This is a genomic window from Vibrio sp. F13 (genome assembly GCF_020806305.2).
Classification (GTDB): domain Bacteria; phylum Pseudomonadota; class Gammaproteobacteria; order Enterobacterales; family Vibrionaceae; genus Vibrio; species Vibrio crassostreae_C.
In genome coordinates, this window is the sequence record NZ_CP170176.1 from 1,079,647 (window position 1) to 1,096,138 (window position 16,492).

The following is a 16,492-nucleotide window of genomic DNA, read 5'->3' on the forward strand; positions in this document are numbered from 1 at the left end:
CTTACCAAGCTTTCATCCCAACAAAACCTTCTAGGATCTCTTTAAGAGCACCGTCGATTTCGTCATTGTAATCGCCTGTCGCGTTGATTTTTTCGAACAACGCAGGGTTCTGACCTTTGGCATAAGCAATCAGCTCTTCTTCAAAACGGGCAATGTTGTTTAGCTCAACACCGACCAAGTAGCCTTTCTCTGCTGCGTAGATAACCGTTGCTTGCTCAGCGACTGACATTGGAGAGTATTGTTTTTGCTTCATTAATTCGGTAACACGCTCACCATGGTCTAGCTGTTTGCGCGTCATCTCATCTAAGTCAGAAGAGAACTGAGCAAAGGCCGCCAGCTCGCGATATTGAGCTAATGAAGTACGGATACCACCAGACAGTTTCTTGATGATCTTGCATTGCGCCGCACCACCCACACGAGATACCGAGATACCTGGGTCTACTGCAGGACGTAAGCCTGAGTTAAACAATTGGGTTTGAAGGAAAACCTGACCATCGGTGATTGAGATTACGTTGGTTGGTACAAACGCTGATACGTCACCCGCTTGAGTTTCAATGATCGGAAGCGCCGTTAATGAGCCAGTTTGACCTTTCACTTCACCGTTAGTGAACTTCTCTACATACTCTGCATTCACTCGTGCTGCACGTTCTAGAAGGCGTGAGTGAAGGTAGAATACGTCGCCAGGGAAGGCTTCACGACCCGGTGGGCGTTTCAATAGCAACGAGATTTGACGGTAAGCAACGGCTTGTTTTGATAGGTCATCATAGATGATCAATGCATCTTCACCGCGGTCACGGAAGTACTCACCCATAGTGCAACCGGCATAAGGTGCTAGGTATTGAAGTGCTGCAGACTCTGATGCTGATGCCACGACTACGATGGTGTTTTTTAGCGCATCGTGGTCTTCGAGTTTACGAACCACGTTAGCGATAGTGGAGGCTTTTTGGCCAATCGCCACATACACACATTTGATGCCAGAATCTTTCTGATTGATGATCGCATCGATAGCTAACGCTGTTTTACCCGTCTGACGGTCACCGATGATAAGTTCACGTTGACCACGACCGATTGGCACCATGGTATCAACCGCTTTATAGCCAGTTTGAATTGGCTGATCAACAGACTTACGTTCGATTACACCGGGTGCAATCACTTCTACAGGGTCGAGTCGGTCATAACTTACTGGGCCTTTGCCATCGATTGGCTCGCCTAATGTGTTCACAACACGGCCAAGAAGACCGTTACCGACGGGGACTTCCAAGATACGACCTGTACCTTTCACTTTCATACCTTCAGATAGGTCAGTGTAGGGGCCCATAACCACCGCACCTACTGAGTGCGTATCGAGGTTAAGTGCGAGTGCGTATTTGCCACCTGGTAGCTCAATCATCTCGCCTTGCATAACATCAGCAAGGCCATTGATTGTGATGATGCCATCACGAACCGATACGATAGTGCCTTCATTGCGAGCCTCGGTGCTCACATTAAATTTCGAGATGCGTTCTTTGATTAGATCGCTGATTTCATTTGAATTTAATTGCATAATTGTTACCTATCTCGCGTGAAGTTGATGAGCCAATCGGTCAATTGATGTGTTTAAAGAACCATCGATAACGGTTTCACCCGCCTTGATGACCATTCCACCTACTAACGTGTCATCAATAACCTGCTTCATTTCAACCTGACGCTCTAATTTCTTCTCAAGTGCAGCTGTTAGTGACGTAACTTGATCTTGTGTCAGCATTTCTGAACTGGTGACAGTGACAGGCACTACACGTTCATGTTCGTCCTTTAGCTCGCAGTACAATTCAAACAGGTCTCTTACAACAGAAAGGCGGCCGTTCTCGGCCAAGACTCGAATAAGATTAATGACGTGGTCATCAACGAGTCCTTGGCAAATATGAATGATGAGGTTTGCCAGCTCTTCTGTTTGGTGTGTAGAAGCACCTTCTGCTGAAGAAATCTGACTAGCGATCGTTTCTTCTTCCGCGACAGCCACAAGAATGGACAGCATTGAGTGCCACTCTTGTAACTGGTTTTCACCTAAAGCAAATTCAAACGATGCTTTGGCGTAGGGATGAGCAATATTGGTGTAATCTGACATATTGCCTCTCCTTAGAGTTCGCTAATCATTTGGTCAACTAGCGCTCGGTTCGTTGCGGAATCTAGGTTTTTGCTAATCAGTTTCTGTGCACTTTGAATTACTGCGTCTGCCATATCTGCCTGAAGTTCACGGCGTATCTTTTGGCGTTCGCCTTCTAGCTCAGCTCTACCTTGTTCTAAGATGCGTGCCTTTTCTTGCTCGGCTTCTTGTTGCGCTAAGCTGATGATTTCATTGCGGCGTTTTCGGCCCTGTTCAACCAGTTCAGTCACATCTTTTCTGGCATCTTCGATGAGTTGCGCGCCATTTGATTTTGCTAGTTCTAGCTCTTTCGCAGCGTTCTCTGAGTGGCGTAAACCATCAGCGATTTCTTTTTGGCGCTCGTCTAACATCGCGGTGAGAGGGGGCCATACATATTTCATGCAGAGCCAAACAAAAATCACGAATGAGATTGCTTGTCCAAACATGCTTGCATTTAAGTTCATACCTTCCTCACTAAATCTTGATTATTTACAAATCGATCTTTCAAAGCGGTTTGATTAAGCCACGGCGAAGATGATGTATAGACCGATACCAACACCGATCATCGGTACTGCATCCACAAGACCCATCATGATGAAGAATTGAGTACGAAGCATTGGAGTAAGGTCTGGTTGACGCGCAACACCTTCAAGGTATTTACCTGCTAAGTTACCAATACCAGATGCAGCACCTGCTGCACCTAAACCGATCAGTAATGCACCTGCTACATATAAAACTGCGCTTACGATATCCATTTGTATCTCCGATAAATAATTTGTTAGTTAAATTTTTTAGTTATTAATTAGTGGTGTTCTTCTGTTGCCATACCTAAATAAACAACGGTCAGTACCATAAATATAAATGCTTGCAAGAATACGATTAATATGTGGAATAGTGCCCAAGGAACACTCAGTGCCCATTGCATCCACCATGGCATTAATGCGATCAGAATAAATATCATCTCACCTGCATACATGTTTCCAAATAATCGTAAGCCTAGTGATATAGGTTTTGAAATTAATGTTATTAATTCAAGAACTAAGTTAACAGGGTATAAAAGAGGGTTATCAAATGGCTGCGTAGTAAGCTCTTTGATAAAGCCTTTCAATCCTTTATTTTTAAATGTATAAGTCAACAGTAAGATAAATACACCGAGTGCCATCGACATTGGAATATTTACGTCCGCCGTTGGTAGATCTCTAAAGTGTTCTAGACCCATTGCACGACTTAATGCTGGTATGAAATCTATTGGTAATAAATCGACCGCGTTCATTAACAACACCCAAACAAAAGTGGTTAATGCCAGTGGCCCTATTAATTTATCCTCCGCTTGAAAAATCTCTTTTACTAGGTTGTTTACAAAATCAAATATCAGTTCGATAAAACATTGAAATCGACCTGGAACACCGCTGGTGCCCTTAGTCACTACGTATCGAAAAGCTCCAATAAACAGTAAACCCGTAATCCAAGATACCAACATCGAGTCGATGTTGAACGCCCAGAAACCATCACCTGTAGTTAAGAAGGTTAAGTGATGCTCTATGTATTCGTGAGCGGTAGTTACTTGATCCATACTACACGTACTCCGATCTTGTAGAGGCAGTAATAAATGGTGTTAAGAAGTACCCAACCATAGTGAGAATATATGCGTACAATATTACTGGGTTATCCAATTTGAAAAACTGGAACGCCAAGATAAACATTAAGAACGTATAAGTTATTTTCACGACACGACTCATTTGCATTAAGTCACGTAAACTATAATTAGGATTCTTGCGCACCTTTAGGCTTGCATATATAAAACCAAACAGCGGAGGTAGCATCGCAATTCCGATACCCAAAGCCGACGATTCCATATCTACTTTATTACCAAAAAACACTTCATATAAAACTACACCGACGGCTAATACTACTTGGCAGAGAACAACTCTTTTAGCAGCAACAAGAATGTCACCACTTATCCCATTAAGCCTCATAATAAAACCTTATATTTAACAGTGTAAGCTCATATAAAACACAGTTTGAATATGTCTTGCTACTCGCATTTACTTGTTAATAAAACTTTGCTTGTTAACAAAGAGATAATCTTGCTGGTTTTATATCTCCTGACGAAATAGAACGATATAAACTAGTTCGCTCTCGTTTCGACAAAATATAAACTACGCCTAAAATTATGTGATCAAAACGACAAATATTGATATCAATAATTCCATTTTTGAAATGAATGTTTTTCATTTATGAAAGTAATAGTTCTATCACTTTATTCATGAATATTTAAGATGCTTTATCCTTGTGAAAAAGAGGGTCTTTTTAGAAGGGAGTAGCGAGCTAAATTTTCAACTTATGATCTTATCAATTAAGACTATTCAAACACTTAGGTTCATTTACAAGCTGAGTTGTGAAGTGTGATTTTGGTAGGGGTTAAGCTTGTTTGAGGCAATGATGGAAGATCTGGTTTTTCTGGTAAATTAAACGTACGTCGCTCCTTATCAATAAGCGAATATTTTTTATATTGTCGTCAGCTTGTCACTATTTGCGTGCGCGAGAGTGAAAATTCAGCGCCTAAATGTTGATGATATAGGAGTGAAATGGGGGACTGGGTGTGCGAGAAGCATGGTGCGGAGAAGAAACACCGAGTTTTGAGGAAGTAAATGGCAGCAGAGCGCTGCCTAATTTACTTAATCTAGGCTCTCTTATGACTCTTCATAACTGAGGTATTGAATACATAAGTCATGGAAAGCCTGTGCTTGTGGCGAGATCGTACGATCAGACAGTCTGAAAATGCCGATTTGTCGTTGCAAGGGTGGGTCAATTAGCGGGATCCACACCAAACGGGTTTCATTGGTTGGGAAAGCCAACTTAGGTAGCGTGGTCACGCCTATCCCGAGTTCTAACACCGAAAAAAGCGAGGTAATGTTCTCGACAGAGTACAGGGCTTGTTCGCTGAGCATGCGCGCAGGTGTTGGGTCCAGTAGGGTGCAAGTCCCGTTACGAATGAAGGGCTGCTTTAACAAGGTTTGCCATTCGATTCCTTCCCGTTGAGAGGCGATAGGGTTATCTTTGAGGCACACCACACCGATAGGATCAGAAAGCAAAGGCGTGAAGTCGATGCTCTCTTCTTCTAAATGGGAGCTATTACCGAGGGCAACATCCACCTCGCCAGAGAGTAATCTTGCTTCTACCCCTGCCGCATTATCATCAATCAAACTCACTTCTACATTCGGGTACTGCTCACAAAATGCCCCTAAAACACTAGGGATGAGTTTTGCGGCCACCGAAGGCACGCTCGCTATTCGAACTCTTCCTTGTTGTCCTGCTGCCGCTGCGCGTAAGTCATTGTCTAATGCTTTGTAAACGTTCAGAAATTGAATGATCTTGGGCAAACATATTTCTCCAAAAGGCGTCAGTGTCGATTTGTTGCCTGTTTCAAACAGAGGTTGGCCGAGTATTTTTTCCAACTCTTTTATCGAAGTCGAAAGTGCCGCTTGCGATCGATTTGCACGGTGAGATGCCGCTCTAAATCCACCTTCTTCGACCACCAAAACGAAATGTTTTAACTGTTGTAGCTTAATACTCATGACTCCGATCCTTCTCTAGCCCTTGCTATACCTTACTTTTCGCAAGGTGATAGATTTTATTTATCAAATGCACAAAATTTACCGTTAGATTTATCAGGCGTCAAGGTGCAGTATTTAACCATCTTGAAACATAGTTGTTACAAAGTTGGATGAAATCGTGAACGCACAAACTAAAAAACACCCAGTAAAAACCTCTCTTTTTGCTTCAAAAGCACCACTAGAGTGGGCAATCGTTAATAACGGCACTCTATACACTGCGCAGATTCCAATCGATGAAACGGGCGCAGTAGTAGAAGGCGGTATTGAAGCGCAAACGCGTCAGACTTTTAACAACCTTGTTCATACCTTGGAGTGTGCAGGCGAATCGATGGATTCTGTGCTGCAGGTTCTGATTTACGTGACTGACCGTGAATATCTGAAAACGGTAAACAGCGTATACGGAGAATACTTCAACGCACCTTATCCAAATCGTGCAGCAGTCGTTGTTGCAGGGCTAGCTAGAGAAGAGATGTTGGTTGAGTTCGTGGTTTATGCATCGGCGTCTCAACCTGAATAAATGGACTGTGAACTGAGGCAATTTGCCAATCAAAGCTGTTTGTCTACGCAGATCTTTACTAATACAAGCGAATAGTTTTACGTCTAGATACAAAATTAATACTTATTCTCTATATGAATTAACAATTTATTAATTAATCCGATGGTTGCCAGACTCAACCGCAACCTAACGTTACAAGGACAGAATGATGACTCACTTACAGAATGTTCAAGCAGAAAACGCACTTTACATTGGCGGCGAATGGCAAGCGGGTGTAAGCACCGTAGCGAACATTAACCCATCAGATATTTCTGAAAATATTGGCAACTTTGCACAAGCAAGTGCTGAACAAGTTCAACAAGCGATTTCAGCGGCGAAACACGCTCAACCAGAGTGGGAAAAAACGCCGATTGAACGCAAGCAAGCGGTGCTTCAAGCGATTGGTGATGAGCTGATTGCCCGTTGTGATGAGCTGGGCACTTTGCTATCTCGTGAAGAAGGTAAGCCTTTTGCTGAAGGTCGCGGTGAGGTTTACCGTGCAGGTCAGTTCTTCCAATACTTTGCGGCTGAAGTGCTTCGCCAAATTGGTGACAACGCAGATTCTGTACGCCCGGGTGTTTCTGTTGAAGTGACTCGCGAAGCGGTGGGCGTTATCGGCATTATCTCTCCTTGGAACTTCCCGACAGCAACAGCAGCTTGGAAAATTGCTCCAGCATTGGCTTTCGGTAACAGCGTTATTTGGAAACCAGCAAACCTAACACCAGCAAGTGCGGTCGCGCTTACAGAGATCATCCACCGCCAAGGTATCCCTGCAGGTACGTTTAACCTTGTACTGGGTAGCGGTTCAACAGTAGGTGATGCACTGATCAACTCTAAAGAAGTGAACGGTGTGAGCTTTACCGGTTCTGTTGATACGGGTCGTAAAGTGGCAGCGGCTACAGCGCCAAACTTCGTTCGATGCCAACTAGAAATGGGCAGTAAGAACGCACTTGTTATTGCTGACGATGCTGATATCCAAACTGCGGTTGATGCAACGATTGCAGGTTCTTTCTCTGGCGCAGGCCAAAAATGTACCGCGTCTTCTCGCCTTGTGGTTATGGATAGCATTCACGACCAATACGTTGAAGCACTGATTAAACGTATGAGCGAGCTGAAAGTGGGTCACGCACTGGAAGAGGGTGTGTTCATGGGCCCTGTCGTTGATGGCAACCAACTTGAAGCAAACCTAGGTTGGGTTGAGAAAGCACGTCAAAGCGGCGGTGAGCTGGCATTTGGTGGCGAACGCTTGAGTATGAAGCACGAAGGTTTCTACATGTCTCCAACGCTGTTCTTGAACACTAAGAACGATTGGGAAGTGAACCAAGAAGAAGTGTTCGCACCAATGGCAAGTGTGATTCGTGTCGCTGACCTAGAAGAAGCGATTGCGACAACCAACGACACTCGCTTCGGTCTAACAGGCGGCATCATTACTCAGAGCTTACGTACGAGCGCAATGTTCAAGCAACAAGCGCAGACCGGTTGTGTGATGGTCAACCTACCAACAGCAGGCACGGATTACCACGTACCGTTTGGTGGTCGTAAAGAGTCTAGCTTCGGTCCTCGTGAGCAAGGTCAATACGCGAAAGAGTTCTACACAGTGGTTAAGACGGCTTACCAACGTCCTTACTAATCCACTTTCTAAATAAGAATTGGATAGCTGAATTAACTTCCTAGCTATCCAGCTATCGAATTGGCCTGATTCACAGAGTCAGGCCAACATTCAAACCAAAGCAGCAAACGAACTTAGACAAGTGATTTAACCCATTTTTGAAAACATGTTATTTGAGCGTGTTTTCAAAACCGAGCTAGAACACTGAGCTTTCAATAGGAGTGGTTATGTACCAGCAACGGATTGTTATAGATGGATTGCAATACTGCAATTGGAACAGAGAATATTTCCAAACACTAAAGGCGAGCGGCATTACAGCAGTTCACGCTACCGCGGTTTACCACGAGACGGCTCGTGAAACCTTATCTCGCTTTGCAGAATGGAATTTAAGATTCGAGCAGAACGCAGACCTTATCATGCCGATTCACTCAATGGCTGATGTCGAGACTGCAAAAGCGACTGGCAAAGTCGGCATTTTCCTTGGTGCTCAAAACTGTTCTCCAATCGACGATGAGATCGGTCTTATCGAAGTGATGCGTAAGCAAGGTCTTTTGATCATGCAACTGACGTACAACAACCAGAGCTTATTGGCGACGGGTTGCTACGAGAAGAACGACACAGGTATTACTCGCTTTGGTAAACAAGCCATCGAAGAGATGAACCGAGTGGGCATGATCATAGATATGTCTCACAGTGCAGAGCGCTCAACACTTGAAGCTATCGACTTGTCTTCTCGTCCTATTTGTATCAGCCATGCGAACCCGACGTTTGCTCATGATGCACTACGAAATAAATCAAACGATGTAATTAAAGCTCTAACCGCACGCGGCGGCTTAATCGGATTCAGCTTGTACCCATTCCACCTACCAAACGGCAGCCAATGTACCTTGGAAGATTTCTGCCAGATGGTTGCGACTACGGCTGACATGGTCGGCGTAGAGCACCTCGGTATTGGCAGTGACCTATGCTTAAACCAACCTCAAGCCGTTCTTGAATGGATGAGAAATGGTCGTTGGTCTAAAGCAATGGACTACGGCGAAGGCTCTGCGAACAACTCAGGTTGGCCAGATGCGTTGCCTTGGTTCTGTGGTAGTGCGGGTATGGAAAACATATATAACGGATTGATGCGTCATGGTTTCAGCGAGTCTGAAGCTGGGCAAGTCTTGGGAGAAAACTGGTTTAACTTCTTGAAAGATGGCCTAGAGCCTCAAACCAAGGGTTAACGGTTTCTCGCGAGCCATCATCGAATTAGCAGCCTTCTAACAAACGTTCAATAAGCAAGTGCTGCTTAAACCAATTTCACTATTCAAAAGGAACAACGGTCTATTTCGCAACGCGGTAACCCAAACATGGATTAGCCTGCCCAACACAAAAAACAATAGGGCAGGTGTTAAATACACCCTTGTAGTCATCATTCAAATGACAGCTGCAAAGAAACCTCTGGAGTCAGAGTATGTCTGATTTAACCAATAGCGTGAAATCTTCAAGCTTAAATGCGGGTCAAGCACACACAACAATTAATGCAAAAAGCAACACAAACGAGTCTGAGTCTACGTCAGACAAATTAGGCCTATCCAACCCAGCACTTTGGTACAGCGGCGGTTTTATCGCTCTGTTCGTGGCACTTGCTCTATTTGATGGCGAGCTGTTATCAAGCCTAGTAAATACGGGCTTTGCATGGTCTGTAAAAGTATTCGGTCCTTACTGGCAAATGCTTCTTCTTCTGACTTTTCTTATTGGTCTTGGCCTGGCGGCAGGGCGAACAGGCAAGGTTATCCTAGGCGGCATCGCTAAACCTGAAATGGACGGCTTCCGTTGGATGGCGATCATCTTCTGTACGCTACTGGCAGGTGGCGGTGTATTTTGGGCAGCAGCAGAGCCTATCGCTCACTACGTTAGCCCACCACCATTGTACGGCGCACAAGAAAACGCACAGCAAGGCGCGGTGAATGCTTTATCGCAATCCTTCATGCACTGGGGTTTTCTAGCATGGGCCATTGTCGGTAGCTTAACGTCTATTGTGGTGATGCACCTTCACTACGACAAAGGCTTACCGCTTAAACCTCGTATTTTGCTTTACCCAGTTTTAGGCGAGCGAGCATTGAAAGGTCACACCGGCGCTTTAATTGATGCATGTTGTATTGTCGCAGTAGCGGCGGGCACCATTGGTCCTATCGGCTTCTTAGGCTTGCAAGTGAGCTACGCACTGAACGCACTGTTTGATATTCCTGATGGCTTCACGACGCAGCTTATCATCATCCTGTTCGCTATCGTTCTATACACATTGTCGGCATTAAGTGGTCTTAACCGCGGAATGCAAATGCTAAGCCGTTACAACGTAATTTTAGCAATGTCATTGATGGTCTATATTCTGATCTTCGGCCCAACAAACTTCATTTTCAATGGCTACATCCAAGGTGTAGGCAGCATGATAGACAACTTCATCCCAATGGCAACATACCGTGGTGACGAAGGTTGGTTGAGCTGGTGGACAGTATTCTTCTGGGGTTGGTTCTTAGGTTACGGCCCAATGATGGCAATCTTCATCGCACGTATTTCACGCGGTCGTAGTATTCGCCAATTGGTATCAACCATCAGTCTTATTGCACCGTTCGTAACATGTTTCTGGTTCACCATTGTTGGCGGTTCTGGCCTTGCGTTTGAAATTGCAGACCCAGGCAGCGTAAGTAAAGCGTTCGAAGGCTTTAATTTACCTGGCGCGCTACTGGCAGTAACTCAGCAACTACCAATGCCAATGCTTATCTCTATTCTGTTCTTGATCTTGACGACGATCTTCATCGTAACGACAGGTGACTCAATGACTTACACCATCAGTGTGGTAGTCAGCGGTGAGACAGAGCCTAACGCAATTATTCGTACTTTCTGGGGTGTGATGATGGGGGTAACAGCATTGATTCTGATTTCCCTAGGTTCCGGCGGTATTTCAGCGCTGCAATCATTCATAGTTATCACAGCGGTACCGGTGTCCTTAATCTTGCTGCCATCACTTTGGAATGCGCCTCAAATCGCAATCAAGATGGCGAAAGATCAAGGCTTATAAAACATCAATGCCGGTATAAAGAAGAAAATGTAGAGATAAAGCTCTCTAAAAACTGAAGATAAACAAGGTGTGAGCCTTTGAAAGAAGGCTGATACAAGATTCCGGAAGGAAGATAAAAACCGTACTGGTGAAGATACACCGGGCGGCACGTATTTAGGTCAATCGATCTAGTCAGGACAAATAATAAGTGGCGAGTTCGCTTGCCTCGATAATATCAATAACGATTAAAAACGTGAAAGCTAACCAACATACTGTCGCTATATATGCTTCAAAAGACAGCAACGATCGGTTCTGAATGGCTAGCAAAATCCTATAACTATAAGGTGGTGAGCAAAATGGATGCACATCGTTCTACCTACACTGAATCAGCACTACGTGACGCGACTGTCGTCATGGCACCGGAAAGGCTAGGTGCAATGCACCAAACACGTATCAGCTTCGTTAGAACTCTGATTCGTAAAATGGCGCAGCAAGAATGGAAAGTGACCAAACATGAATGGCAATTAGACGCTCAGGGCTTTGGTCATGTTATCTATAAGCTTGCGACGCCAAACCATGTTTATCATTTGGTTGTTTTCTGCGATGAGATTGCAGACGACGAACGAAATGACCGTGTAATTGCTGAAAAGTGGGACGTAACGTTTGCTCTGGTTCTTGGTGATGTTGATGTCACCCTACTTGAGAGACTTCGTGCGAATGTACCGCTACAAGAAGCAGGCCGTAACCCTAACAATGTGCTTGTTTTAGCGCGTGCCAACAAAAGTGTACGAGTGTTTGAACATATTGTTAGTCACTTGGCTAAAGGTGTTCAACCAACGCCAAAAGAGCTAGCGGAAGTTGGCTACATCCTACGAACCACAGCGGTTTATGGTAATGGTAAGTTTGGTATTGCTGACTTTAAAATCTTGGAAAAGAATCCAGATTTTAATCAATCGTTCAGTGCTCAAATGTGTGCTGTTTATATGCTGCGTGAGTTCAGCCTAGATTGGGTTCATTACCTAGCGGAGCAACAAGGCGGTGAACAAGCGATTACCTTGCATAGAGGATTACAGCGTTACCTTGGTGTTGGTAATGCGACTGGTTTAGGCATGGCGCCATACCTTATTAACCACCCAAGTATTGTCGATCAATGGATGACAACCCGTGAACATGCATTGGCGGACGTGTTGGCTAGTCAGACCGATACGGCGTTGATCGAGCCACTACGTAGATACGTTAAAAAAGCGATTTGTCATTTAGAACAAGTTGTTACCATCAATGAAAACCAGCAAGAGTTGAACAAAACCGCTGTTGATGAGTTAAAACACGCAGAACAGTCACTAGAAGCTTCTGTAAACCATTGCGATACATGGGCGCAGTTAGTTGAACAATCTAAGCACATGAGTATGGAAGCCCAAGAAATCCTTATCTCATGCTTGATGGAATTGTACCCAGAATTAGTGGACGCCCATCAAGAGCATATGAATTGTAGCGAAACACTCTCGCTTCCTAGTGGCAAAAAGATCCAAGACCTATTGGTTGTGTTAGAAGAAAAGTACCGTTGGGCAATCACCACCGACTTTACGAAAGCAGATAACAACTACTGGTTCTGGTATCGCTCTCAGGACAAAGAAGAGCCAAGGCTCGGTGTTCGAGGAGAAGAAATTGGTGAAGAGCGTGAGCTGCCATTAGATATTGGTCGTCAAGCTTACCGTCTGTACCACTCCTTATTACAGTTCACACCAGAGCTTTCTCTAGCAGAGTTCTTGGTAAAACAACCGCAACATCGTGCGATAGCACGTCGTGTATGGACGCTTGGCAACAAAGCGATGGGCGACATTCAAATGAACGTGCTTCATAAAGAGTCGCTGCCGATGCATCTGTTACGTTGCAAGCTAGCTATGTTTGGTGCTACTAAGTTTGATCCTCGCTCAGATCGTTGGGTTCGCGTGACCTTCTTCCAAGGCGCACCGCTGCTTGACGAAATTCATCAAGACGAGTGGGTGTTCCCAGTCTTACCAAGTGAAGCGGAGCTTGCTGGCTCTCATAACGTTCCTACACATATCAATGCTCAACATGGAGGTAAATCGCTATGATCGTTTCTCACAATGAATTGGTCGCGGCCGTTAATAAAGCCTTTCTGGGTATGCGTCGTACATGTGGTGAAGCCGATGTGATAGCGAACATGGTGGCAGATTTACAAATGGTTGGCTTGGATGGTGTTCGTCATTTTAACAATGCGAGCAACTTTATGGGGCTAGAAGACGATTGCCCTGTAGACATCCAAGTGACAAGCGACAACACAGTTGAAGTGGACCTGCACAAGGCGAGCTTAGCGTGTCATCTTCCTGTGGTGATGGATTACGCCATTGAAAAAATGGTCGGTAAAAAGACGCTGAAAATCGAGCTAAACAACTGCCATAACCGTTGGTTAGCGTACAGTGAGCTTGTAAAACTGGCAGCGAAAGGCATCGCATGTACCGCACGTTGGGATAATGGCTCAAATCCTAAGAGCACCTTGTATGTGCTTAACCGTGGTTGCGTTGCACCAGAACTGTTTTTATCAGATTTGCCTCTGGCATCGGACGATCATATCCACAATATGACCATCGAGCTTTCCGTCCAGGATTTCGATATCGAACGTTTGTCAGATGGCTACCAAACACACATTGAATCGGAAGCGCTTTTTAAAACTCAAGAGAAGGCGTGGAACGAGGGCATTGAAGTTGACGATGGAGAGTGGGGCGCGTTGAAAGAAACGGCGACGGCTATCCTTGTTGAAAACAGCCAACGTTCAATTCAAGGTGCAGGTGAGCTCGAGGCTTCTTAGCTTTGTTTTATAGAGCTATAAGTTACAGAAGCTCAGTTTATAGATCTTTGGCTTATAGAAACTAAACCTATAAAGCCTGAGCTTGTTCAACCTAAAAACCTCATTTACAACAGATAAAACCAAAGAGCTTAACGTATCCTCACCTCGTTAAGCTCTTCTTATTTGTGTCCCACTTTTGTTCTTCTTCTCAATAGATCACATCTTAAACTCTCTGTTTTGACACAAGTTGTTACGCGTATAAAGCTAATTTGGCGATTTAATGAAGTACCTTCACATTCAGGTTCAACAAACGGTTTCATTTACAAGCTAGTATGCGTATCTTGCTAACTACGGTGCCAAAGGGTGCCATTTTTATTCGTACCAATGACTTTAGAATCAGATAAAAAGGAATGAAGCGTGCAAGCTAACTTTATTGATGGAACCACCCTGTACCGTCAGCACTCTTTCGAGTTGCCACTTGATTATCAAGCCAAAGATGGACAACAGATCCAAGTCTTCGCACGTGAGCTGGTTGATCTCGCTAAAGATGAGCAAGAGCTGCCGTGGTTGATCTACTTTCAAGGCGGCCCAGGTTTTCCTTCTCCACGGGTGAGTGGTCAATCGGGTTGGCTAAAGCGTGCATTACAAAACTACCGTGTTCTGCTTCTAGACCAACGTGGTACTGGCAACAGCACGGTTATCAGCCATGAAACTTTGGCGCATTTGTCTCCAGAACAACAAGTCGAATACTTAACGCATTTCAGAGCGGATAACATCGTTCGTGACGCTGAAGCGATTCGTGAACAGTTTGGTATTAAGCAATGGTCGACGATTGGTCAAAGCTTTGGTGGCTTCTGTACACTGAGCTATTTGTCACTGTTCCCACAGAGCTTGCAGCGTTGTTATGTGACGGGCGGCATTCCTTCTATTGAACGAGAAGCTGACGATGTTTATCGTGCGACTTACAAGCGTGTAGAAGACAAAAACAGAGCTTTCTTTGCTCAGTTCCCACAAGCACAAGCTATGTGTCGCGAGATCTCTGATTACCTGCTCAACAACGATGTGAGACTGCCAAACGGTCAGGTGTTCACAGTTGAACAGTTCCAGCTAATAGGTATTAATCTTGGTGGCGGCGAAGCAAACCTTCCAATGTATTTCACACTGGAGAGTGCGTTTGTTGAAGTGAACGGTAACAGACAGCTGAGCTACAGCTTCCTAAATCAAATGCAGCAAGAGCAGGGTTACTTAACTAACCCAATTTACGCAATCTTGCATGAATCGATTTACTGTCAAGGTACAGCGTCTAACTGGTCTGCACATCGTGTTCGTGAGCAGTACCCACACTTCAACTACCAATCGGGTAGTGAGTTCTGGTTTACCGGAGAAATGGTCTACCCATGGATGTTCGACCAACTAGAAACGTTGAAGCCATTGCGTGAAGCCGCCAATCTATTAGCTGAGAAATCGGATTGGGGTACTTTGTACAATGCAGAGCAGTTGAGCAAGAATACGGTTCCGATGGCGTGTGCCGTTTACGCAGACGACATGTACGTAGAACTGGATTACAGCCGCGAAACACTGGCTAATATTCCAAACTCGAAAGCGTGGATTACCAACGAGTATGAGCACAACGGTTTGAGAGTGGATGGTGAGCGAATCGTCGATAAGCTAATGACGATGGTTGATGCATTAGAAAACTTGCCAAAATAATCCAATTCTCTGTGTAGGTTATCTAGGTTAGAAGCTATCTAAGTTAGAAGCTCTTTACGTTAGAGACAAGGCACGCCAGAAACAAGAAAACGCTGCATCCGTGCAGCGTTTTTTTATGTCATCGAACTATTCGATTTAAGGAACTAGGAGGGGTAGCCCTTAAAGCCATTAAGGTTGGATGACGATATCTTGATTTTCAGTGGTCGATAAGCTGGCGCGGTTTTGTTCGATAAGCTGAGCCGCATAAGAGGGAGTCACAGCTTGAATTTCGCCTTTTGAACGAATCGTTAATGCTTCCCACGCATGATCACGGTATTTGCCTGTCTGTGTATATTCAATAAGTACTCTCATGATTCTTCCATCCGATGTGTGGTTAACGTGCTACTAACATTAGCGCCATTATTGTGGTTACACACCTGTTAAAAATGGAACATAAGATTAACCAAATGAGAATGCGTGTAACTTGAAAAACAGACCCAACTGCACTTATCTTCTTAACCGCGTTTATCGCAACTAACCGTATTTATCGCAACTAACAGCATTTATCGTAACCAACCTTACTTATCGTAAATAGCGTCCATAAAAAAACGCTGCACAATGGCAGCGTTAAAGTTGAGATAGGTTGAAGATTGCTTAGCTGTTTTCTAAGCCAACAATCTTGCGTGCAGACATCACTGCACTATCCAAATCGGTCAATCTACCAGCACTTGCTGGACCAAGAACTGATGAATACAAAGCCAACTGCTTCTCAAATGATAAATCTAATTGGTTATATAGATTTTGGCGGATTTGAGCGTGTTGCTGAGGCTTTGCGCTCGACAGGCCTTCCAACGTATCGTAGATGAGTGTAGTTGTATCCATAACTGTCCTTAGTACATCTTTAGAAAATTTTGCATATTATGCACTTGGTGTCATCTTTGTTCTGCGAGATTGATCGCATTATGTGCAGCTCTGCTTAATTGTGTAATCAGTTAGTTACAATTGTGTTGTACGGCAAAGTATCGAAAACTTGGGTTTGGGCAAAAGAAAAGGAGACACAGTGGTCTCCTT

General features: G+C 44.5%; 16 protein-coding genes. 7 read left to right on the forward strand and 9 right to left on the reverse strand.

The window, feature by feature from the left end; genetic code table 11:
- Position 1 precedes the first annotated feature (1 nt).
- The 7 genes from atpA to LMH68_RS19850 all read right to left on the reverse strand — a co-directional run bounded on the left by atpA (position 2) and on the right by LMH68_RS19850 (position 5,700).
- The gene (atpA, locus tag LMH68_RS19820; RefSeq protein ID WP_229648136.1) at positions 2-1,543 is read right to left on the reverse strand and encodes a F0F1 ATP synthase subunit alpha; all 1,542 of its coding nucleotides are present in this window, start codon (positions 1,541-1,543) and stop codon (positions 2-4) included.
- A gap of 9 nt (positions 1,544-1,552) precedes the next feature.
- Positions 1,553-2,104, reverse strand: coding sequence for a F0F1 ATP synthase subunit delta (locus LMH68_RS19825; RefSeq protein ID WP_017060840.1), 552 nt, complete (start codon positions 2,102-2,104; stop codon positions 1,553-1,555).
- 11 nt (positions 2,105-2,115) lie between these two features.
- Positions 2,116-2,586 (reverse strand): F0F1 ATP synthase subunit B, encoded by a 471-nt coding sequence (locus LMH68_RS19830; RefSeq protein WP_017060839.1) that lies wholly within the window; start codon positions 2,584-2,586, stop codon positions 2,116-2,118.
- Between the two features lie 54 nt (positions 2,587-2,640).
- Complete coding sequence (gene atpE, locus LMH68_RS19835; protein WP_004730405.1) at positions 2,641-2,877, reverse strand: F0F1 ATP synthase subunit C; 237 nt, start codon at positions 2,875-2,877, stop codon at positions 2,641-2,643.
- Positions 2,878-2,924: 47 nt separating this feature from the next.
- On the reverse strand, positions 2,925-3,695 hold the full coding sequence (gene atpB / locus LMH68_RS19840; RefSeq protein WP_017060838.1) for a F0F1 ATP synthase subunit A: 771 nt from the start codon (positions 3,693-3,695) through the stop codon (positions 2,925-2,927).
- 1 nt (position 3,696) lies between these two features.
- Positions 3,697-4,098, reverse strand: coding sequence for a hypothetical protein (locus LMH68_RS19845; protein WP_017060837.1), 402 nt, complete (start codon positions 4,096-4,098; stop codon positions 3,697-3,699).
- Positions 4,099-4,815: 717 nt separating this feature from the next.
- Complete coding sequence (locus LMH68_RS19850) at positions 4,816-5,700, reverse strand: LysR family transcriptional regulator (protein WP_017060836.1); 885 nt, start codon at positions 5,698-5,700, stop codon at positions 4,816-4,818.
- A 157-nt stretch (positions 5,701-5,857) separates the two neighbouring features.
- Here LMH68_RS19850 and LMH68_RS19855 point away from each other — a divergent pair, with 157 nt between their 5' ends.
- From LMH68_RS19855 to LMH68_RS19885, 7 genes are all read left to right on the forward strand, one after another.
- Positions 5,858-6,256 (forward strand): RidA family protein, encoded by a 399-nt coding sequence (locus LMH68_RS19855; protein ID WP_017060835.1) that lies wholly within the window; start codon positions 5,858-5,860, stop codon positions 6,254-6,256.
- Between the two features lie 187 nt (positions 6,257-6,443).
- Entirely contained in the window at positions 6,444-7,904 is a 1,461-nt protein-coding gene (locus LMH68_RS19860; protein WP_017064725.1) for an aldehyde dehydrogenase family protein, read from the forward strand.
- A 206-nt stretch (positions 7,905-8,110) separates the two neighbouring features.
- On the forward strand, positions 8,111-9,106 hold the full coding sequence (locus tag LMH68_RS19865; protein WP_017060833.1) for a membrane dipeptidase: 996 nt from the start codon (positions 8,111-8,113) through the stop codon (positions 9,104-9,106).
- Between the two features lie 230 nt (positions 9,107-9,336).
- Positions 9,337-10,944, forward strand: a complete 1,608-nt coding sequence (locus tag LMH68_RS19870; protein ID WP_017066850.1) for a BCCT family transporter — start codon at positions 9,337-9,339, stop codon at positions 10,942-10,944.
- 263 nt (positions 10,945-11,207) lie between these two features.
- Complete coding sequence (locus tag LMH68_RS19875) at positions 11,208-13,019, forward strand: hypothetical protein (RefSeq protein WP_229648135.1); 1,812 nt, start codon at positions 11,208-11,210, stop codon at positions 13,017-13,019.
- Positions 13,016-13,753: a DUF3726 domain-containing protein gene (locus LMH68_RS19880; protein WP_017064722.1), complete on the forward strand. Its 738-nt coding sequence runs from the start codon at positions 13,016-13,018 to the stop codon at positions 13,751-13,753. The genes LMH68_RS19875 and LMH68_RS19880 overlap by 4 nt, the downstream gene beginning before the upstream one ends.
- Positions 13,754-14,149: 396 nt before the next feature.
- On the forward strand, positions 14,150-15,442 hold the full coding sequence (locus LMH68_RS19885; protein ID WP_102332879.1) for an alpha/beta fold hydrolase: 1,293 nt from the start codon (positions 14,150-14,152) through the stop codon (positions 15,440-15,442).
- Between the two features lie 168 nt (positions 15,443-15,610).
- Here the strand turns inward: LMH68_RS19885 and LMH68_RS19890 are convergent, their stop codons facing one another.
- Positions 15,611-15,793 (reverse strand): hypothetical protein, encoded by a 183-nt coding sequence (locus tag LMH68_RS19890; protein ID WP_004730424.1) that lies wholly within the window; start codon positions 15,791-15,793, stop codon positions 15,611-15,613.
- Between the two features lie 282 nt (positions 15,794-16,075).
- Positions 16,076-16,303 (reverse strand): PAS factor family protein, encoded by a 228-nt coding sequence (locus LMH68_RS19895; protein WP_004730426.1) that lies wholly within the window; start codon positions 16,301-16,303, stop codon positions 16,076-16,078.
- Positions 16,304-16,492: the final 189 nt, after the last annotated feature.